Raw genomic sequence first — 20895 nt, 5'->3', positions numbered from 1 at the left:
CCTGATCGGAGGACTCATGACCGGTACGACCGCCCGTCTCCCTCCACACGTCATCCTCACCGGCCGCGGCCAAGATCGTCTCGACACGGCGGCCCGGCCCGATCGACCGTGTGATGGTCACGGCCGGCACACCGGCCTTCGGCCCGACGGCCCTCGCCCAGGTGATCGACGATCGTTTCGGCGAACTCGACGGCCAGGGGGCTCAGGGCGTCCCAGCGGCGCGCCGCCCAGCCCGCGACGAGGGGCTCCAGTTCGGGGATCGGGACGAAGCGGATGACGCTGCCCGTCCCGTACCCCCAGCCGGGGAGGGCGGGCAGGACGGCGTGCCCGAGGCCGAGCTCGGCCAGGAGCAGCGCCGTGTCCCAGTCGGCGACGCTGGCGGTGGGCGACAGCCGCACACCGTGCCGCTCAAGCTGCCTCTCCAGGTGGACGCGGGACGTGGAGTGCTCGGGCAGCTCGATATGGGAGAGGCCGTCCAGGTCGGTGAGCGCGATCGTCTCGCGGTGGGCGAGGAGTTCGTCGGTCCGCACGGCCAGCACCCACGGCATCGTGTACGAGGGGCGCTGCTCGACGCCCTCCAGCGGCGTGCCGATCGTCACCCACGCCAGGTCGGCCTGGCGCGACTGGACGGCCTCCAGGCAGCGCCGGCTGGAGGACGCGGTCTCGAAGGCGAGCGTGACCTCGGGATGGCGTTCCCGGTACGCGGCCACGCCCCGGGCCATGAAGTGCCGGACGGTGGTGGCCCCGGTCGAGATCCGTACCGTCCCGCCGACGCCGCGGCGCAGATCGTCCAGGCGGCGCAGCGCGGCGGCCAGCCCGCCGAGCCCGTCGGCCGCCGCCTGGTAGAGGATCCGGCCGGCGCCGGTGGGCGCCACCCCGCGCGGGCGGCGTTCCAGCAGCACCAGCCCGGTCTCCCGCTCAAGGCGCTTGACGTGCTGGCTCACCGCCGACTGGCTGCACGCGAGGTCCCGCGCGACGGCGCTCAGGTTCTCCGCCTCGCAGACGGCGACGAAGACCCGCAGGTCGTCCAAGGTCATGCACCCAAGCTAAGACTGGGAGATCGCCAAGTAAACCCGCGAATTGACTTGGGGAGGCGTCCGGGCGGACGATCGGAGCGAGGGCGCAGGATCCGGCGGCCCCGCGGAGGCGGCGACCCGTCCGGGCCCGGACGGGCGCCGACCCGGCCCGGCCTGCGGTGACCCTACGGTTCCGGCTGGCAGCGGGGGCACCAGAAGGTGGCGCGGTCGCCCGCGTCCGACGGCTGGTCGGCACGCCGGATCCGGGTCCCGCAGCGCCGGCAGGGCCGGCCCGCGCGCCCGTACACCCAGTGCTCGCGCCCTGGACGCCGGTCGCCGGTGGTGATGTGGCCGTACCGGTCCTTGTTGGCGTCCAGGAGGCGATGGGAGAGGCCGACGACGCCCGGCAGGTCGGGCACGTCCCGTACCTGCGTCCAGGGGTGGACGCCCCGCAGGAACAGGATCTCGGCCTTGTAGACGTTGCCGATCCCCGCCAGGCGGCTCTGGTCGAGCAGCGCCTCGCCGATCGCGCGTTCCGGCCGCTCGGACAGCCGCCGCACCGCCTCGGCCGCGAGCTCGGGCGACCACCCGGGGTCGAGCAGGTCGGGCCCCAGCCGGCCGAGGACCCGGGCCTCCTCCTCGGCAGTGGCGAAGATCTCGAGGACGCCGAGCGAGTACCCGAGGGCCTGCCACTCCTCGTTCGCCAGGACGACGCGCAGCGTGTGGTCGCGCGGCGGGCGCGGCCCGGCCTCCCGGACGCGCCAGCGCCCCTCCATGAGCAGGTGCGAGTGGACGGTGACCCCGCCCTCCACCCTGATCAGCAGGTGCTTGCCGCGCGAGGCGACCTCCCGGACGGCGCGTCCGCGCAGGTCGACGGTGGCGTAGCGGGGAACGCGGAAATCCGACAGCGTCAAAACCCGCCCGGCGAGCGCGTCACGCAGGCGCCGGGCGGTCAGCCAGACGACATCACCTTCCGGCAACTCCGGCGCCCCAGACCGATCGGATACCGGCGGATCAGATGAAGGACGGGCTTTCCCAGGCCGCCGGGTCCTCGGTGAGCTTGCGGACGGCGGGAGGCAGCTCACCGGCGGCGATGTGCCCCAGGGTCACCTGTTCGAGGATCGCCCGCTCGCTGGCGCGCAACGCGATCCACACCTCCTGCAAGGACCGCGCCGGCCCCTCGTACCCGACGCGCTCGGGACGCTCGCCCCGCACGCCGAGCAGCGGGCCGTCGATGGCGCGGATGATGTCGGCCATGGAGATCTCCCCGGCCGGGCGGGCCAGCCAGTAGCCGCCCTCCGGGCCGCGCTGGCTGCGGACGAGTCCGGAGCGGCGCAGCTGACCGAGGATGTTCTCCAGGAACTTGGGCGGGATCTGCTGAGCCTCGGCGAGCTGTACCGCGGTCACCGGATGACTTCCGGCCACCGCCAGCTCCGCGGCGGCACGCAACGCGTAGTCGACCCGGGCGGACAATCGCATGGATTTATTATCCCTTGCCGATAGGACTGGTCAGGCTTGCCCGCCCATATTGGCGGCTGGAACCGCCGTTCAGGCCAGCCCGAGGCGTTCCGCGGCGGCCTGCGCGTTGGCGCGCGCCGCGCCGTAGGTGGCCAGATGGACGGCCCCCTCGGGACGCCAGACCGGCAGGCCCATCTCCACTAGGACCGCGTCGGGACGGGCCGCCAGCAGGGCGGTGGCCAGGGCGCGCTGACCGGCGTGGCGGTGCGCGTCCCGCAGGACGACCACCAGCCCCCGGCCGTCGGCACGTTCCAGCACCGGCGCCGCCTCGGCCGCCGACCCCTCGGCCCGGACCAGATCGGGCACCCACGGGCCCAGCCCCCACGGCGTCGGCCCGACCGCGATGTTCCCGGTCGCCTCAAGCTGGACGACCAGCGGCGCGGCGCCGGGATCCCGCCCGTGCGGACCCGGGACCCACTCCGGCAGCGCGCCCGAGATCCGGACGGCGCGGCGCGCGGCCTCCAGCCCGGACGCCCGGTCGACCACGCCGGGCGTCCGGCCGCTCAGCCAGTCCTTGAGGCGGCCGGTGCGCTCCGCCGCGTCCTGGAGGCGTTCCAGCGGGAGCCGCCCGGCACGCACGGCCTCCTCCACGGCGGCGACGATGGCGCGGGTGCTGGCCTCGTGCTCGCGCGGCCCCAGGCACAGCAGGTCCGCTCCCGCGATCAGGGCGCGGACCCCGGCCTCGGGGATGCCGATGGCCCCGCTGGCCCCGTCCATGTCCAGGGCGTCGGTGACGATCACGCCCTCGTAGCCCAGCCGTTCCCGCAGCAGCCCCGTGATGGCGGCGTGCGACAGCGTGGCCGGGACGCCCCCGGTGATCTCGGGCAGGTCGAGGTGGCCGGTCATCACCACCTGGCTGCCCGCCTCGATCGCGGCCCGGAAGGGCGGCAGCTCGCGCCGCTCCAGCAGGTCCAGCCCGGCCGCCACGACCGGCACGCCCAGATGCGAGTCCTCGACGGTCGCGCCGTGCCCGGGGAAGTGCTTGGCGCAGGCCGCGACGCCCGCCTCCTGCGTCCCCGTCACGGCCGCCGCCGCGTGCCTGGCCACCAGGTCCGCGTCCGCGCCGAACGACCGGGTCCCGATGATCGGGTTGTCCGCCTCGGTGTTGACGTCCACCGACGGGGCGAAGTTGAGGTTGACGCCGACCTCCGACAGCTCCGCCCCGAGCGAGCGGTAGACCCGGCGGGTCAGCGCCGGGTCGTCCACGGCGCCGAGCGCGGCGTTCCCCGGGTACGGGCTGCCGGTCAGGTGCCCGCCGAGCCGGGTGACGTCCCCGCCCTCCTCGTCGATCGCCACCAGCGGCGCCGCCACCTTGCGCAGCCCCGCCGTGAGCGCCGCGAGCCCCTCGGTGCTCGGCACGTTGCCGTTCAGCGCGAACAGCGTCACGCCCGCCAGGCCGCGCTCCAGCTCGTCCAGCAGCCAGCGCGGCGGCGCCGCCCCGGTGAACGAGGGCAGCAGCGTCCCCCGGGCCAGCCGCGCCACCTCGCCGTCGGCCCTCTCCGGCCTCATCCCTTCACCGCCCCCGCGACCAGGCCGGAGACCATCCGGCGCTGCACGACCAGAAAGAAGATCATGACCGGGATGGTGAACAGGGTGGAGGCGGCCATGATCGAGCCCCATTCCACCTGCGTCCGGCCGAAGTGGTAGGACAGCGTGAGCGGCAGCAGATACTTCTCCTGATCCTTGAGGAACGCGAACGCGATCGCGAACTCGTTCCAGGCGTTGACGAAGGCGAAGATGCTGGTCGCCACCAGTCCGGGCGCCACCAGCGGGAAGGTGACGCGCCAGAAGACCGTCCGGCCGGACGCGCCGTCCAGCGCCGCCGCCTCCTCCAGCTCCACGGGGATCGCGGCCACGAAGTTGCGCAGCATCAGGATCGCGAAGCCCAGCGACGAGGCGATGTAGACGACGATCACGCCGGCGAGGTGGTTGAGCAGGTGCAGCCGCTGCGCGTTCAGCATCAGCGGCAGCATCAGCGCCTCCAGCGGCACCATCTGCACCACGATCAGCATGATCAGGAAGCCCGCCCGGCCACGGAACCGCCTGCGCGCCACCGCGTACGCCGCCAGCAGCGAGATCAGCGCCGCCACCAGCACGGTGACCAGCCCCACCAGCGCGCTGTTGAGGAAGAAGTGAACGATCCCGTACTCCAGGCCCTGCCCGTCGATCACGGCGCGGAAGTGCTCCAGCGTCCAGTGCAGCGGGACGGGCAGCGGGGTGTCGGCGTTGATGTCCTCGTCGGTCTTGAACGCGGTCATCACCATCCAGAAGACCGGGAAGATCGAGAAGAGGAACACCAGCACCCCGGCCGCGTTCAGCGCGGCACGCCCCCTCACGCTCATGCCGTGTCTTCGCGGGGGGACGACCCCCCGCACCCCCCGGCCAGAGCCGACGCTCATGCCCTCGCTCCGCTCGGTCATGCCGTCTCCCCCTGCCTGACCATGACGCGTACGTAGAAACCGGTGAAGACGAGCAGGATCACCATCAGGACCAGCGCGATCGCCCCGCCCAGGCCGTACTTGGCGGGGAAGGCCACCGCGGACGAGTAGGCGTACATCGCGAGGTTGAACGAGTCCCGGTTGGCGGTGCCGCCGGACAGGAAGTACAGCTGCGCGAACACCTTGAAGTCCCAGATGATCGACAGCACGGTGAGCACCAGGAACACCGGCTTCAGCAGCGGGAAGGTGATCTCCCGGAAGGTCCGCAGCGGCCCGGCGCCGTCGCAGCGCGCCGCCTCGAACAGCTCATGGGGGATGCTCTTCAGCCCCGCCAGCACCGCGACCGCGATGAACGGGAACGACTGCCACACCACGCACAGCACCAGCACGAAGTAGGTGGTGCCGCGGCTGCCGAACCAGTTGTAGTCGTCCCAGCCGCCGCCCGCCAGCCAGTCCGGCAGCGCGTCCAGGAACCACGGGACGATGCCGCCGCCCGGCGTGAACAGCCACTTGTAGACGATCGCCGCCGAGATGCCCGGGGTGGCCCAGGCCAGCATCGCGCCGGACGACACCAGCAGCGACATCTTGCGGCCGAGCCGGTTCAGCAGCAGCCCCACCAGCGTCCCGAGCACGAGCGTGGCCAGCACCATCACGGCGGCCGACACCACCGTGTTGACCAGCACCCGGTAGAAGAACGGGTCGCCGAGGATCGTGCGGAAGTTCTCCAGGCCGACGTTCTCGGCGGGGGCGGCCCCGCGCGCCTCGCGCGAGCCGATCTTGTGGAACGACATCCAGAACAGCTGGCCGATCGGGTACAGGATCAGCACCCCGATCAGCGCCAGCGCGGGCGCGATCAGCAGGTACGGCCCGGCCGGCACGCGGCGTCCGGTACGGGGGCGGTGACGGTGCCCGCGCTCCGGATCGGCGGCGATCCGGTCCTGAGCGCGGCCCGGCACCTGAACGGTCTGCGCCATCGGCGGCCCATCCTCAGGTGATCGGGGGTACGGCGGGTGGGGCGGCGCCGGGCTCCGGGGGAGTGGCCGCGGAGCCCGGCGCGCGTTCCGGGACGGGACCCGTCAGCTCTGGTTGAGCGTGTCGGCCAGGTCCTTGTTGGCCTTGGCCACCGCCGTGTCCAGCGGCGTCCCGTTCATGATCTCCTTGAGCATGGTGGGGATGATCTTCTTGTTCTGGTCCGCCTCGGTCCAGTTCGGCGTCTTGGGCGCGCCCTTGACGTTGCCCATCTGCACCGCCGCCGGGCCCTGGATCGGGTCGCCGGCGTACCCGCCGGTCCGCAGCAGGTCGTTGAACTGCGGGAAGAACTTCAGCTCGTCCGCGAACGCCTTGGCGTTCTTCTTGCTCGTCACCGAGGTCAGGTAGTCGAAGGCGACGGCGGCGTTCTTGGTGTCCTTCCAGACCGCCAGGTGCGAGCCGCCCGCGAACGCCGGGCCGACCTGCCCGGTCGGGGTCGGGATCGTGAACGCGCCCATCTGCGCGGTGTACCTCTTGCTGATCTCCTCGATCTGCGGCAGCGTCCAGGCGCCGTCGATGTACATGGCGAGCTTGCCGTTGGCGAAGTCGCGCTGCGGGCCCGCCAGCTCGTTCACGCCGATGTACTTCTTGGGCGCGACGCCGTCCCTGACCAGGCCGGTGTAGAACGCGATGGCCTGCTTGGACTGCGGGGTGTCCAGCTTGGCGACCCACTTGCCGCCCTCCTGCGCGGCGATGTCGCCCCCGGCGCCCCACAGGAAGCTGGCGAAGCCATTGGTGAAGTCGCTGGGCGCGGCGATCCCGCTGACCTCGCCGCCCTCACCGTCCTGCACCTTCTTGGCCGCGGCCTTCAGCTCGTCCCAGGTCTTGGGCGTGGTCACGTTGTGCTTGGCGAACAGGTCCTTGCGGTACCAGACCACGCGGACGCCCGCGTACCACGGCACCGCGTAGGTCTTGCCGTCGATCCGTCCCAGCTCCAGGGAACCGGAGACCACGTCCTTGCCCTCGTCCCAGCCCTTGTACCGCTCGGTGATGTCGGCGAGGGCGTCCTGCGCGGCCCAGGTCACCGCCTGGTCGTTGCCGATCTCCACGACGTCGGGGCCCTGCCCGGTGTTGAGCGCGTCCTGGAGCTTCTTGGTCGCGTCCGGCCAGGGCACGTACACGACCTGGACGTCGGTCTTGGGGTGCTTCTTCTGGAAGTCCGCCTTCGCCTGCGCCAGGACCTTGTCCTGCGGCGCGTTGGCGGAGCCCATGAACCATGCGGTGATCTTGGCCGGGTCCGCGCCCGTGGACTTGCCGTCGTCATCGCCGCCGCCTCCGCAGGCGGCGAGGCCGATCGCCAAGGCGGCCCCGAGGGCCGCAAATCTCACGATCTTCAAGGGGGTTCTCCTTTTCCGGCACGGTTCCGGGTGCGCGGTCACCTCCAAGGACGTGCGAGGCCGGGGACGGGACGGTTTAAGGTCCAACCATGGGCTGGCCCGATCGCTCCGTCTCCTCTTCCTCGCGCCGTCCCCGGGAGCCCGGCCCGCGGTCCGGTGCGACGCTCGCGTCCCTGCCGTGCGCCTGGGCGGTAGGACACTTGCCGTAAACTAACAAGAAACTTTCCTAAATAAAACGCTCCCGCCGACGGCCGTTAGCGGATTGAGACTTTGAAGGAACGCGAGCATGGCCCAACGTCCAGGAACCCCCAGGCTCCTGCGCGAGCTGAACGACCGCGCGGCGCTTGACCTGCTGGTCGAGCAGGGCCCGCTCACCCGGGCGCAGATCGGGGAGCTGACCGGCCTGTCCAAGGTCACCGCGTCCCAGCTGCTGTCCAGGCTGGAGGAGCGCGGGCTGGTGGAGATCACCGGCGAGCAGGCGGGCGGCCGGGGCCCCAACGCCGCCCTGTACGGGGTCGTCCCGTCCAGCGCCTACGTCGCCGGGCTGGAGGTCGGCCCCGACGGCGTCGTCTGCGGCGTCGCCGACATCACCGGCCGCATCATCGCCCAGGTCACCGTGGACCCCAACGGCGCGGGCGACCCGGTCAAGCTCGTCCACAACGCCGTGGTGAAGGCGTGCCGCTCGGCCAAGGTCGCGCTGGGACGGCTGAACGCCTTCGTGATCGGCAGCCCCGGCGTGGTGGACCCGCGCACCGGGGACGTCAAGTTCGCCTTCGACCTGCCCGCCTGGCACGAGGGCGTGCTCGCCGCCCTGCGCACCGACCTGCGCCGGCCCGTCACGATCGAGAACGACGCCAACCTCGCCGCCGTCGCCGAGCGCGCCTACGGGGCCGCCCGCGGCGTCGACGACTTCGCGCTGATGTGGCTCGACCGCGGTCTCGGCCTGTCGATCATGCTCGGCGGGCGGCTGCACCGCGGGCGTTCCGGCGGCGCCGGCGAGATCGGCTACCTGCCCGTGCCCGGCGCCCCGCTGCCGCGCGGCATCGGCCGCCCGAAGGAGGGCGAGGAGGGCGTCACCGAGTCCAGCACCTGGGGGATCCTCGCGCTGGCGGGCGGTTATGGCTCGCTGGTCGGCGCCGACGCGGTCCGCGAACTCGCCCACGCGCACGGGGTGCACGAGCCCACCGCCATCGAATGCGTCCGCGCCGCCGCGGCCGCCGAGGAACGCGGCGGGGCCTTCCTGGACGAGCTCGCCAACCGCATCTCCTACGGCGTGACCTCGGTGAACATCGTCCTGGACCCCGGACTGGTCGTGCTGTCCGGCCAGCTCGGCAGGGCCGGTGGCCGCCCGCTGGCCGGGCGGATCGAGCGCGCCGTGGGCCTGGCCAGCCCGACCCGTCCCGAGGTCGTGGTGACCGAGGTGGAGGGCAACCCGGTGCTCCGGGGCGCGCTGCACGCGGCCCTGGTCCAAGCGCGGGACGAGGTCTTCTCAACCCGCTGAGACGCCCCGGAACGGCCCGTGCCGCCCCCGCGGCGCGGGCCGGTGCCGGTTCGTCGGTGGTCAGGTGGTCGAGGCGGTCGCACGCGCGGGGGCGTGCGACGCGGCGTGAGCGCCCGCCGGCCTCCGCGACGTGTGAACGCGGCGCGGGTCACTCAGGGCACGGTCGATGACCGTCTGGTTGATGACCTGACGCTTGCGCCGCTGGGCGGCGGCCCAACGTGTGGTCGGTGTCATGGTGATTTCCCCGTTCCGCGGTGGCACCATCGCCACCGCAACCCCATAGGGCCTGATCATCTCAGTATTGAGTACGTAGAGGATCCGTCCCAGGGATGAATTCACACTCGGACCATTTGCCGAGGAGATCCCGCGGGGTGCCAGGATGGACCCGTCCGCATCCGCCGGGAACGGTGGAACCGTTGATCGGCGATGATGCGTTGAGCGAGGACAAGGCGGCTTTCAGGGGAGACTCGCGTGGCCTTACGTGACCGGATGCGCCGGCTGCTCCAGCGTCCAGGAAGCGTGGACCTGGCACCGTACGCGGCGGTGGCCGCAGAGGCGGGCGAGCGTGAGGAGCGCATGCGCGGCCTCACCGACGCGGAACTGGCCCAGGCGGCGCGCGACGGACGGGACGACCCCGCGGAACTGTGCGCGGCGGCACGGGAGGCGGCGCGGCGCGCCCTGGGCGAACGGCCCTACGACGTCCAGTTGCAGGGGACGCTCGCGCTGCTGGCCGGACAGGTCGCGGAGATGGCGACCGGTGAGGGCAAGACCCTGTCCGGAGCCTTGGCCGCCGCCGGATACGCCCTGCGCGGCGAGCGCGTCCACGTCCTGTCGGTCAACGACTACCTCGCGCGCCGGGACGCCGAGTGGATGGGGCCGTTCTACGCCCTGATGGGCGTCAGCGTGGGATGGGTCGTCCAGGAGTCCACGCCCGACGAGCGGCGCGCCGCCTACGGCGCCGACGTCACCTACGCGCCCGTCAGCGAGGTCGGGTTCGACCTGCTGCGCGACCGGCTCGCCACCTCCCCCGGCGACCGGGTGCTGCCCGAGCCGGGCGTCGCGCTGATCGACGAGGCCGACTCGGTGCTGGTGGACGAGGCGATGGTGCCGCTGGTGCTGGCCGGCGCCGACGACGACGCCGGCTCGGCCCCCGGATACGCCGAGCTGGTCAGGCGGCTGCGTCCCGGGCTGCACTACACCACCGACGACGAGGCCCGGAACGTCCAGCTCACCCAGGCGGGCGCGCACGAGGTGGAGCGGGCGCTCGGCGGCATCGACCTGTACGCGCCCGAACGCCTCGACACCCTCACCGCCGTGAACGTGGCCCTGCACGCCGAGACGCTGCTGCACCGCGACGTCGACTACATCGTCCGGGACGGCGCGGTGAAGCTGATCAACGCCTCGCGCGGGCGGGTCGCGCTGCTCCAGCGCTGGCCGGACGGGCTCCAGGCGGCGGTGGAGGCCAAGGAGGCGCTGGAGGCGTCGCCGTCGGGGGAGATCCTCGACTCGATCACCGTCCAGGAGCTGATCGGCCGGTACCCGGTGCGGTGCGGGATGACCGGCACCGCGCTCGGCGTGGCCGGCCAGCTCCGCGAGTTCTACGGCCTGGAGATCGCCGTGATCCCGCCGAACCGCCCCTGCGTGCGGGTGGACGAGCCGGACCGGCTGTACGCGACCGCCGTCGACAAGGACGTCGCGATCGTCGAGGAGATCGTGGCCGCGCACGCCACCGGACGTCCCGTCCTCGTCGGGACCCTCGACGTGGCCGAGTCCGAACGGCTGGCGCAGCGGCTGCGGCGCGCCGGGGTGGACTGTGTCGTGCTCAACGCCAAGAACGACGCCGAAGAGGCGGCGATCATCGCGCGGGCCGGTGAGCGCGGCGCGGTCACCGTCTCCACGCAGATGGCCGGGCGCGGCACCGACATCCGCCTCGGCGAAGGCGTCACCGAGGGGCTGCTCGTCATCGGGACGGGACGGCACCACAGCCGCCGCCTGGACGACCAGCTGCGCGGACGCGCCGGAAGGCAGGGGGACCCCGGCCGGTCGGTGTTCTTCGCCAGCCTGGAGGACGAGCTCGTCACCCGGTACGCGCCCGACGAGAAGGCGCGCGGCGCGTCCCCGGACGACGATGGCCGCATCGACGGCAAGGGCGCGCACTGGATCGTCGGCCACGCCCAGCGCGTCGCCGAGGGCGTCGACCTGGAGATCCACCGCAACACCTGGCGCTACCACCACCTCATCAACCTGCAACGCCGCGAACTGCTCGACGCCCGCGACCGTGTCCTGACCGGCGACGACGCGGACACCCTGATGGCCGAGCGGCACCCCTCCCACCACGCCGAGCTGGTCGCGGCGGTGGGGGAACGGGCCGTCGCCGACGCCGCCCGGCGCCTCCTGCTCTTCCACATGGACCGCTGCTGGGCCGAACACCTCGCCTACCTGGCCGACCTCAGGGAAGGCATCCATCTGCGTTCCCTGGGACGGGGCTTGGACCCGCTCATCGAGTTCAACAGCGAGGCCGTACCGGCGGGCAAGAGGCTCCTCCCCGATGCGCGCGACCGGGCCGCGGAGGCGTTCGCCGCGCTCACCGTGGACGGTGACGGCCTCGACCTGGCCGCCGCAGGGGTCAAGCGTCCCTCGTCCACTTGGACGTACGTGGTGAGCGACAACCCGTTCGGGAGCCTGGACCAGCGAGCGCTCCGAGGGCTCATCTCCATGGTCCGGAGCCGCCGCCGATAACGGTCGCCGACGGCCCTCGCGGCACCCTCCGAACCTCCTTATGATCACGGCGTGACCACTACGGCGGCGCTGCGCGCCGGAGACCCCTCCGCCATAGGTTCGTTCCGTCTGCTGGGGCTGCTCGGAGAGGGCGGCCAGGGCGCGGTCTTCCTCGGCGAGGCCCCCGATGGGCGACGCGTGGCGGTCAAGGTTCTGCACGCGCGGCTCGCCGGGGACGAGCGGGCCCGCCGCCTCTTCCTCCGTGAGAGCGCCGTCGCGCGCAGCGTCGAGCCGTACTGCACGGCCCGCGTGCTGGCCGCCGACGTCGACGGCGACCGCCCCTACATCGTCAGCGAGTACGTCGAGGGCGAGTCGCTGAGCGATCTGGTCCGCCGCGCCGGGCCGCGCGACGCCGGCGGCCTGGAACGGCTCGCGATCGGCACCGCCGCCGCGCTGCGCGGCATCCACCGCGCCGGGATCGTGCACCGCGACTTCAAGCCGTCCAACGTGCTGCTGTCCCCGGACGGCCCCCGCGTCATCGACTTCGGCATCGCGCGGGCCGTCACCTCGGCCACCACGATGACCAGCGGCATCGTCGGCACGCCCGCCTACATGTCGCCCGAACAGGTGTCGGGCGGCGAGATCGGCCCGCCGTCGGACGTGTTCTCCTGGGCCGTCACGATGACGTTCGCGGCGACCGGCAGCCCGATCTTCGGCACCGACGGCATCCCGGCCGTCCTGCACCGCGTCCTCAACGTCGACCCCGACCTCTCGGCCCTGCCCCCGACGATGAGCGGCCTGCTCGCCGCCTGCCTGCGAAAGAACCCGGCCGACCGCCCCACGATGGCGGAGGTCCTCCGGCGACTCCTCGGCGACGAGCCCCCGGCCCCGCCCTTCCCGCCCCCTGTCCCGCGAACGACCCCGACGACCCTGCCACCGGCCCCCGTCCCGGTGACACGAACCGCGAGCACGATCGGCATCCCCGGAACCCCGAAACCGGCCGCCGTCGGCCGCTTCGCCGCCGCCACCGTGCTCCAGGTGGTGGTCGCCGCCGCGACCGGCATCTACGTCGCGCTCACCCAGGACGACCTGCGACAGGTCGCCATCGTCGAGGCGATCTTCCTGCTCGTCTGCCTTCCGCTCGCGGTCCTCGTCCACGTCCTTCCGCGGCGGGGTGAACAATGATCTTCCCGCTGGGCGTCCTCCTCCTCATCGCGCTCCAGGCCGCCGTGATCGCGGGATACGCAGTCGCCGTCCAGGGCAGACGCAGCGCGCCGTTCGTGGCACGACACCCCCTGTTCCCAGGGCTGATACTGCCGTCGCTCCTGGTGCTGCTACCGGCCATCATCCTGTTGGCATTGGGAATGACCATAGAGGCCGCCCTCTGGGCCATGGTCTACGTCAACGCCGTCCTCACCTACGCCATCGTGATAGGCAGACGCCGAACCCACTGACCCGCCCACCCGAGAACAGACCACCAGCGGCTCAGGCGCACGCAGACGCAGGCCCAGGGCATGTGGCGGAATCCGCCCGTGTCCAGGGAGGCGGGATGGACGCCCGGTCTCGGCCGAACCCGAGGCAACCCCCCGCGATGGGTCAGGCGCGGAGGCGCAGGCCGCGGGGGGTGGGGTGGAAGCCGGCGGCTTCCAGGGCGGCGGCCAAGGGGGAGTTGACGATGGCTTCGCCGTCGGCGCGTTCGACGGTGAGGCGGCCCAGGGCGCCCTCGCGGACGGCCAGGGCGAGGGCGTCCACGGCGGGTTGGAGGAAGTCGTGATCGTCGGCCCAGGTCAGGAGGGTGCGGCCGCCGCGTTCCACGTAGAGGACGAGTTCGCCTTCGACCAGGACCACCAGGGCGCCGGCCTTGCGGCCGGGTTTGTGGCCGCTGGCGACCTCGTCGTCCCGGGTCGGCCAGGGGAGTGCGGCGCCGTACGGGTTGGCCGGGTCGGCGGCGGCGAGGACGAGGGCGCGGCGTTCGGCGTGCCCGCCCGGCGGCGCGGTTTCCCACGGGTCGGTGGGCGGGGGTGCCGGGCGCAGGGCGCGCAGCCGGTCGACGGCGCCGGGCATGGCGAACTGGGCGGCGCCCAGGCCCTCGACGAAGTAGCCGCGCCTGCAACGGCCGCTCTCCTCGAACGCGCGCAGGACAGGGTAGACGGCCGCGAAGCCACCGGGCGTGCGTTCGGCGGCCACCGCGCCCCGGATGACGATGCCGTAGCGGTCGAGCAGCGACTCCGCCAGCGCGTGCGAACGGAGTGTCACGCGGCTCTCCCGCTCCGGAAGCAGCCACCAGCGTCCCGCCACCGTGGGCGGCCCCGTACGGGACGGCAGGACGGGACGGCCACGGCGGGTCGTCCTCGACCGGTGGGACGGGCGCCCCGAGCCGAGCGCGGACCGCAGGGGGGCCAGGGTGTCGTTGGTGAGATGACCGGCCCAGACCAGGTCCCACACGGCGGTGACCAGGTCCTGGTCGTCGACGGGTCCGGTCGCGCCCGAGGCGACGCGGTCGGAGAGCGTGCGGAAGAACAGCGCGCCGCCGTCCGACAGGGCGTCGAGCACCGCTCGGTGCACGGGGGTCAGGGTGATCTCGGCGGGCTCCGGCATGAGCAGTTGCGCCGACTCGGCCAGGTAGAGGGCAACCCAGCCGTCCCCTCCCGGCAGACCGCCCTGACCCGCCCAGACGACCTCTCCGGCGGACGTGAGCTCGTCCAGCATGGCGGGCGAGTACCCCGGGACGCGGGACGGCAGCACCAGCGACTCCAGAGCCGACGCGGGCACCGCGCAGCCTTGCAACTGCTCGATGGCCTGGACGAGCGCGTCGATGCCGCGCAGCCGCGAACCGCCCGTGATGCCGTGCCATGCGGGCAGGAACCGGCCGAGCGCTTCGGGCGGGGCGGGCTCCACCTCTGCGCGCAGCCGTGCCAGCGAACGGCGCCGCAGTGTACGCAGCACGCCGGTGTCGCACCATTCGCTGGTCAACGGGCCGGAGACGGCTTCGACGGGAAGGAACTCCCCTTCCGCGACGCGTCCCGCGCCCGCGAGGCGCCGCAGGGTCTCGGCCACCACGGCGGGGCCCAGGCCGAAGCGCGCGGCCACGTCCCCCACACGGAACGGGCCGTGCGTACGGGCGTACCGCGAGACGAGGTCGCCCAGAGGATCGTCGACAGGCTCAAGGAACGCCTCGGGAATCCCCACGGGAAGGGGCGCGCCCAGTGCGTCACGCAGGCGCCCCGCGTCCTCGATCGCCGCCCAATGCTCCTTGCCCGCGATCCGTACGCGGACGGCCCGCCGCGTCGCCTCAAGGTCCACCAGCCACAGCCCGGCGGCCCGTTCCCGTGCCGTCAGGTCCGGCTCGACCCCTTCCGGGGCGGGCACGGCCGTGCGTTCGACCACCTCGGCCGTGGTGAGCGGACCCAGCGCGCGCAGCAGATCGGCCACGCCCTCAAGGTCGTGGGCGCGGCGGTCTTCGGCGAGGCGTTGCAGCTCGCGTTCGGTGTCGGCCACCACCTCGGGATCGAGAAGCTCCCTCAGGTCGGCCTGGCCCAGCAGCTCGGCGAGCAGCGCGGAGTCAAGGGCGAGCGCCTGGGCGCGGCGCTCGGCCAAGGGCGAGTCGCCCTCGTACATGAACGCGCCCACGTAGTGGAACAGCAAGGAGCGCGCATAGGGCGACGGCTCGTTCGTCTTTACCTCGACCATGCGCACCTTGCGCCCGGACAGGTCGCGCATCAACTGGACCAGGCCGGGGACGTCGAACACGTCCTGGAGGCATTCGCGCATCGTCTCCAGGACGATCGGGAACGACGGGTACTTGCTCGCCACCGCCAGCAGTTGCGCGGCCCGCTGGCGCTGCTGCCACAGGGGCATGCGCTTGTCGGGACGGCGCCGCGGGAGCAGCAGGGAACGCGCCGCGCACTCACGGAACCGGGCGGCGAACAGTGCCGAGCCGCCCAGCTCGTCGACGACGATGCGCTCGATGTCGTCGGGATCGAAGACGGCCAGCTCCAGGTTGGGCGGCTCGTCCATGTCGGGGAGGCGGATGACGATGCCGTCGTCGGCGTGCATCGCCTGGGCGTCCACCCCGTACCGTTCGCGCAGGCGCCCCGCGATGGCCAGCGCCCAGGGGGCGTGCAGGCGCGCGCCCAAGGGTGAGTGGACGACCACCCGCCAGTCGCCCAGCTCGTCGCGGAACCGTTCGACGACGAGCGTGCGGTCGTCCGGGACATGGCCCGTCGCCTCGCGCTGCTCGCCGATGTAGGAGACGAGGTTGGCGGAGGCCCACTCGTCCAGGCCGAAGGACGCGACCCGTTCACGCGCGGCGCCCTCGGGCAGCGCGGCCAGCTCGCGGGTGAACGCGCCCAGCGCGCGGCCCAGCTCGGCCGGGCGTCCCAGGGTGTCGCCATGCCAGAACGGCAGCTTGCCCGGCTGCCCCGGCGCGGGGGACACCAGCACGCGGTCAGGGGTGATGTCCTCGATGCGCCAAGAGCTGGCCCCCAGGACGAAGACGTCCCCGACGCGCGACTCGTACACCATCTCCTCGTCCAGCTCGCCCACCCGCGACGCCTTCTCACCGACGAGGAACACCCCGAACAGGCCACGGTCGGGGATGGTGCCGCCACTGGTGACCGCGAGCCGTTGCGCCCCCGGACGGTCGCGCAGCACGCCGGTCACGCGGTCCCACACGAGGCGGGGGCGCAACTCCCCGAACTCGTCGCTGGGGTAGCGGCCCGCGAGCATGTCCAGGGTCGCCTCCAGCGCCGAACGCGGGAGCGTGGCGTAAGGGGCGGCCCGCTTGACCACGGACTCCAGCTCGTCGACCGTCCACTCGTCCATCGCCACCATCGCGACGATCTGCTGGGCGAGGACGTCGAGGGGGTTGCGGGGGTAGCGCGTCTCCTCGATCCGGCCGCCGCGCATCCGATCCGCCACCACCGCGGTCTGGATGAGGTCGCCCCGGTACTTGGGGAAGATGACGCCCTTGGACACCGCGCCCACCTGATGGCCCGCGCGCCCCACCCGCTGCAAACCGTTGGCAACCGACGGCGGCGACTCGACCTGGACGACCAGGTCCACCGCGCCCATGTCGATGCCCAATTCCAGGCTGGACGTGGCCACCACCGCGGGAAGGCGGCCCTGCTTGAGGGCGTCCTCGATGCCGGCGCGCTCTTCCTTGGAGACCGAGCCGTGATGGGCACGCGCTATCTCGACCGGCGCGCCCCTGGACGCGCCGGCCTGCGCCATCGTCTCCGCGGGGGCCTGGTCCTCGGGCAGCGCCCCCGTGGTGCGTTCGTACGCCAGCTCGTTGAGCCGCCCGCACAGCCGTTCGGCCAGGCGGCGGGAGTTGGCGAAGACCAGCGTGGACCGGTGCCGCCCGATCAGGTCGAGCAGGCGGTCCTCGACGTGCGGCCAGATGCTGCGCTGCCGCGGATCGGCCGCCCCGGAGTCGTCGGTGAACCGGGCGATCTCCCCGAGGTCCTCGACGGGCACGACGATGTCGAGGTCGAACACCTTGTCCGACGGCGGCTGCACCACCGTGGCGGGGCGGGTGCCGCCGAGGAACGCGGCGATCTCGTCCACCGGGCGCACCGTCGCCGACAGGCCGATCCGCTGCGCGGGGCGCTCCAGCAGCGCGTCCAGCCGTTCCAGGCTGAGGGCCAGGTGCGCGCCGCGCTTGGTGCCCGCCACCGCGTGCACCTCGTCCACGATCACCGTCCGCACCCCGCGCAGCGACTCGCGGGCCTGCGAGGTGAGGATCAGGAACAGTGACTCGGGTGTGGTGATCAGGATGTCCGGCGGCCGGGTGGCCAGCCGCCGCCGCTCGTCGGCGGGCGTGTCGCCGGAGCGGATCCCGACCCGCACGTCCGGCTCGGCGAGGCCGAGCCTGCGGGCGGCCTGGCGGATTCCGGTGAGCGGGGCCCGCAGGTTGCGCTCGACGTCCACGGCCAGGGCCTTGAGCGGCGAGACGTACAGGACGCGGCACCGTCGCCTGGGATCGGGCTCGGCCGCGGGGTCCTGCTGGGAGGCGGTGAGGCGGTCGAGCGACCACAGGAACGCGGCCAGCGTCTTGCCGGAGCCGGTCGGCGCGACGACCAGGGTGTTGTCGCCGCTGGAGATCGACTCCCACGCTCCCGCCTGGGCCGGGGTGGGCGCGGCGAACGCACCCCTGAACCACTCCCGGGTCGCGGGGGAGAAGCGTTCGAGCACGTCACCGCTCATGTCCCCATCCTGCATCCCGCCACCGACAAAACGCGCCGGGGTGGCGCTCGTCACATCATGATCGAGCGCTACCGGGCCGGATCCCGGCGACCTCGGATAGCGTGGACGGGTGCGGTTGACGGAGTTCTGGGAACGGATGAACGAGCAGTTCGGGGAAAGCTACGCCGAAAGCGTCGCCAAGGACCACGTCCTGGCCGAACTGGGCGGCCGCACCATCGAGCAGGCCCTCGCGGACGGCGAGCCGGCCAAGAAGGTCTGGAAGGCGGTCGTCGACACCTTCGACGTCCCCCAGCGCCTCCACTGAACGACCGTCCGGGCGAGCATCCCCCGGCCCCTCGGCGGGACGGGGGCGCGCCGGCGCCTAGTAGACCGCGATGGCCGTGACGAAGCCGATCATCAGGTTGGCGACGCCCAGCAGGATCGCGGCGGGCTCCAGCTTGTCCTCGGAGTCGTCCACCAGGTTCCTGATGCTGATCCCCACCACCTTGTCGAAGACCAGCGTGGCGATGGTCATCGCCACGATGCCCACGAGGCCGAACACCAGCGTCCTGGTCAGGCCCTCCATCAGGTCGCCGCCCGAAGCGAAGATCGAGATGGCCACGATCAGGCCCACCCCGACGGTGGACGCGCACGCCAGCAGCGTCGCGTTCGGGTTGCGGTGGGTACGGATGACCGTGATCAGCCGTCCCGGGGTGGCCAGGTCGGTCATGTAGAAGCCGACCACGAACAGCACCAGGCCGACCAAGGCGTAGGCGAGGATCGCCCCCGTCCCGTCCAGCAGGATCTGGGCGAGGCTATCGTCGTTCATTGATCTCCTTAGCGGGAGGCGCGTCCTCTAGGGGTCAGGGGTTCGCCGGACGCGTCACTAGGGGGTTGACAGGGGAATACGGTGCGGGACGAATGACGACGTGTCATCGGTGATGAGACCCGAGGTCTCACGGATGCCGAGCCCCGCGGACTCGTCGTGGACCACCCAGGCCCCCAGCACCGGGTGTTCACCGTCGAAGTCGGGCAGCGGGCAGAACTCCTGGAAGACGAAGCCCTCGCTCCCATAACGGCCCTCGGTGCGCCGCTCGTCGCCGTCCGGGGTGACGATGCGCATGCTCGCGCCCTCCCGGCCCAGCAGCGGCTTCTGCACGAACGAGGTTAAGTTGGACGGCGTGTTGAGATAGGTGGGAAGCAGATTGGGGTGCCCCGGGAACAGCTCCCACAGCAGGACCAGCAGCGCCTTGTTGGACAGGATCATCTTCCAGATCGGCTCGATCCACCGGGTGGGAGTGCCCGGGATGTTCTTGCCGAACGGCTCGTTGACGATCCATTCCCAGGGGTAGAGCTTGCACAGCGTGCGGATCTCGTCTTCCTTGAGGTCCACGAAACGTCCGCGCCGCGCATCCCAGCCGATGTCCTCCATGGCGATGGCGATCCCCGGCAGGCCCGCCTCCTCGGCGGTCTCCTGCATGTACGCGATCGTCATGACCTCTTCGCCGGTCTCGTCGCCGTGCGTCCACGCGAAATGTGCCGGGCCTTTGTCGAGGCGCTGCGCGGCGATCTCCTTCCACCGGTCGACCAGGCGCTCATGGATGGAGTTCCACTGGTCGTCCTCGGGAAAGACCTCCTGCAGCCAGTACCACTGGACGATCGCGCTCTCCACCAGAGCGGTGGGGGTGTCGGCGTTGTACTCCAGCAGCTTGGCCGGGCCCGTGCCGTCGTAGCGCAGGTCGAAACGCCCGTACAGATGCGGGTCGCGGCGCCGCCACGACTCCTCGATGAGGGGCGCCACCCAGTCGGGAATGCCCAGCACGTGGTAACGGCCGGTGGTCACGACATGCTCGACGACGTCCAGGCACATGCGGTGCAGTTCCTCGACGACCTCTTCGAGCGCCAGCACCTCGTCCAGCTCGAACACGTAGTGCACCGACTCGTCCCAATAGGGGCGGGTCAGGTGTTCGGGGTGCGCGTCGCGGTGGAAGGCCAGGCCGTGCATCTCCACCTTCTGCGCCCAGTCAGGACGCGGTGCGGAACGTTCTCGCCGCAAGGCTCAGCTCCCGCTTCTGCCGCTGCCGCCGAACCCGCCGCGGCTCAGCGTCCTCCCGCTGGACGATTTGATCTTGCCCTTGCGCGGCCCGACGGTGCTGCCACCGCTGACGTAGCCATCGTCGTCACGCTTGCCGCCGTAGTACCAGAAGTACCGTCCATAGGACACGGTGCCTCGTTCGATGTCCCGCGAGTCGCAGAAGATGTCGGAGACGACCTTGTAGCCGCCCACGGTCCTGCCCGCCGCGGGCGCGTACCGGTCGACGCACCACGCCGTGGTGGTCTTGGACCCACATGCGGCCACCGTCAGCGACAGGGCGCTGACCATCCCGATCTTCACAGCCCGCGAGCTGAGCCGGCGCTTGTCCTGCTGAGGGGGCAAGGGGAACACGTCCTTATGTGCAACGAGGCCACTGGCAGCCGATCGCCCCCCGGGCGGCGCCGCGCGCGCTCACGGGAAGAGAACGGTCGGTTGCGAAGCCATAGCTTAGAGGTGGTCGATCCTCGGACGGAAGGGACCAAGACCTCGTTCCCGCCAATGACGAAATCCTGGATCGTCCCATACCGAAAGGGCTCGACGGCGCATTCCCGTTCCGATGATGGTGATCGACGTCCGGTGGCTCAATCGGGCACCGGAAGATGCGCGTACAGGTCCATGGGATCGACCGTGGACGGCAGATCGCTGACCTGGCCGTCACCCACCTCGACCACGCGCCACTCCCCGTCCTCCCTGCGCGCCAGGTCGGTGGTGATGAACCGGCACCCGAGCGTGCGCACCGCGGGGGCCACGGCGTCCACACGGGGCTCGGGCTCGACCTCAGGGCTGTCGGGGTGCGGCCCCACGAGAGCGGGCTCCCCGTCCACCCACCACACGCGCGCCTCGCCCTCCCCGTCGTACGGCTCGTACTCCCGGACGACCACGCCGCCCGCCAGGAACTCGTCCTGCAACGCGAGCATCTTGGCCACGACGCCCCGCAGTAACGCCAGGTTCTTCACGTCCGGGACGAAGCACGCCTCGTCCCACTCGTGCTTGCGGGACTTCACGTAGTCCTTGACCACGCCGGGGCCGCCGCGCAGGGGACGCACCAGTTCCCCTA

Annotated in this window: 17 protein-coding genes; 5 read left to right on the top strand and 12 right to left on the bottom strand. The window is 72.0% G+C overall.

Annotated features, from left to right (window positions below; translation table 11 throughout):
- Positions 1–56: 56 nt before the first annotated feature.
- The 7 genes from ACGWYJ_RS34995 to ACGWYJ_RS34965 form a co-directional block, all read right to left on the bottom strand.
- A complete protein-coding gene (locus ACGWYJ_RS34995) occupies positions 57–1037 on the bottom strand; it encodes a LysR family transcriptional regulator (RefSeq protein ID WP_395110856.1) in 981 nt (326 codons plus the stop codon).
- A gap of 164 nt (positions 1038–1201) precedes the next feature.
- The gene (locus ACGWYJ_RS34990) at positions 1202–1996 is read right to left on the bottom strand and encodes a DNA-formamidopyrimidine glycosylase family protein (protein ID WP_395110855.1); all 795 of its coding nucleotides are present in this window, start codon (positions 1994–1996) and stop codon (positions 1202–1204) included.
- Positions 1997–2030: 34 nt separating this feature from the next.
- Complete coding sequence (locus ACGWYJ_RS34985; protein ID WP_285694948.1) at positions 2031–2495, bottom strand: Rrf2 family transcriptional regulator; 465 nt, start codon at positions 2493–2495, stop codon at positions 2031–2033.
- A 69-nt stretch (positions 2496–2564) separates the two neighbouring features.
- Entirely contained in the window at positions 2565–4043 is a 1479-nt protein-coding gene (locus ACGWYJ_RS34980; protein WP_395110854.1) for a glycoside hydrolase family 3 protein, read from the bottom strand.
- On the bottom strand, positions 4040–4876 hold the full coding sequence (locus ACGWYJ_RS34975) for a carbohydrate ABC transporter permease (protein ID WP_395110853.1): 837 nt from the start codon (positions 4874–4876) through the stop codon (positions 4040–4042). The genes ACGWYJ_RS34980 and ACGWYJ_RS34975 overlap by 4 nt, the downstream gene beginning before the upstream one ends.
- Positions 4877–4950: 74 nt before the next feature.
- On the bottom strand, positions 4951–5946 hold the full coding sequence (locus ACGWYJ_RS34970) for a carbohydrate ABC transporter permease (protein WP_395110852.1): 996 nt from the start codon (positions 5944–5946) through the stop codon (positions 4951–4953).
- 102 nt (positions 5947–6048) lie between these two features.
- On the bottom strand, positions 6049–7329 hold the full coding sequence (locus ACGWYJ_RS34965; protein ID WP_395110869.1) for an extracellular solute-binding protein: 1281 nt from the start codon (positions 7327–7329) through the stop codon (positions 6049–6051).
- Positions 7330–7624: 295 nt separating this feature from the next.
- Between ACGWYJ_RS34965 and ACGWYJ_RS34960 the strand changes: the two genes are divergently transcribed.
- From ACGWYJ_RS34960 to ACGWYJ_RS34945, 4 genes are all read left to right on the top strand, one after another.
- Entirely contained in the window at positions 7625–8839 is a 1215-nt protein-coding gene (locus tag ACGWYJ_RS34960; RefSeq protein ID WP_395110851.1) for an ROK family protein, read from the top strand.
- A gap of 489 nt (positions 8840–9328) precedes the next feature.
- A complete protein-coding gene (gene secA2, locus ACGWYJ_RS34955; RefSeq protein WP_395110868.1) occupies positions 9329–11578 on the top strand; it encodes an accessory Sec system translocase SecA2 in 2250 nt (749 codons plus the stop codon).
- A gap of 51 nt (positions 11579–11629) precedes the next feature.
- On the top strand, positions 11630–12742 hold the full coding sequence (locus ACGWYJ_RS34950; RefSeq protein ID WP_395110850.1) for a serine/threonine-protein kinase: 1113 nt from the start codon (positions 11630–11632) through the stop codon (positions 12740–12742).
- Entirely contained in the window at positions 12739–13011 is a 273-nt protein-coding gene (locus ACGWYJ_RS34945) for a hypothetical protein (protein ID WP_395110849.1), read from the top strand. Before ACGWYJ_RS34950 ends, ACGWYJ_RS34945 begins: the two co-directional genes overlap by 4 nt.
- A gap of 142 nt (positions 13012–13153) precedes the next feature.
- Here ACGWYJ_RS34945 and ACGWYJ_RS34940 read toward each other — a convergent pair whose 3' ends face one another.
- Positions 13154–17764, bottom strand: coding sequence for an ATP-dependent helicase (locus ACGWYJ_RS34940; RefSeq protein WP_395110848.1), 4611 nt, complete (start codon positions 17762–17764; stop codon positions 13154–13156).
- A gap of 109 nt (positions 17765–17873) precedes the next feature.
- On the opposite strand from ACGWYJ_RS34940, the gene ACGWYJ_RS34935 reads away from it, so the two are divergent.
- Positions 17874–18068, top strand: coding sequence for a DUF3046 domain-containing protein (locus ACGWYJ_RS34935; protein WP_395110847.1), 195 nt, complete (start codon positions 17874–17876; stop codon positions 18066–18068).
- A gap of 57 nt (positions 18069–18125) precedes the next feature.
- Here the strand turns inward: ACGWYJ_RS34935 and ACGWYJ_RS34930 are convergent, their stop codons facing one another.
- From ACGWYJ_RS34930 to ACGWYJ_RS34915, 4 genes are all read right to left on the bottom strand, one after another.
- Positions 18126–18572, bottom strand: a complete 447-nt coding sequence (locus ACGWYJ_RS34930; RefSeq protein WP_395110846.1) for a DUF350 domain-containing protein — start codon at positions 18570–18572, stop codon at positions 18126–18128.
- Between the two features lie 57 nt (positions 18573–18629).
- Complete coding sequence (locus tag ACGWYJ_RS34925; RefSeq protein WP_395110845.1) at positions 18630–19799, bottom strand: glutathionylspermidine synthase family protein; 1170 nt, start codon at positions 19797–19799, stop codon at positions 18630–18632.
- A 3-nt stretch (positions 19800–19802) separates the two neighbouring features.
- Positions 19803–20180: a hypothetical protein gene (locus tag ACGWYJ_RS34920; protein WP_395110844.1), complete on the bottom strand. Its 378-nt coding sequence runs from the start codon at positions 20178–20180 to the stop codon at positions 19803–19805.
- 239 nt (positions 20181–20419) lie between these two features.
- Positions 20420–20895, bottom strand: a 476-nt coding sequence (locus ACGWYJ_RS34915) for an ATP-grasp domain-containing protein (protein ID WP_395110843.1), incomplete at its 5' end; no start/stop codon positions are given.

Origin of the sequence: Actinomadura sp. SCN-SB, from assembly GCF_043906805.1 — a bacterium.
In the GTDB taxonomy this organism is placed as follows: domain Bacteria; phylum Actinomycetota; class Actinomycetes; order Streptosporangiales; family Streptosporangiaceae; genus Spirillospora.
This window is presented reverse-complemented; position numbering and strand designations above follow the sequence as displayed.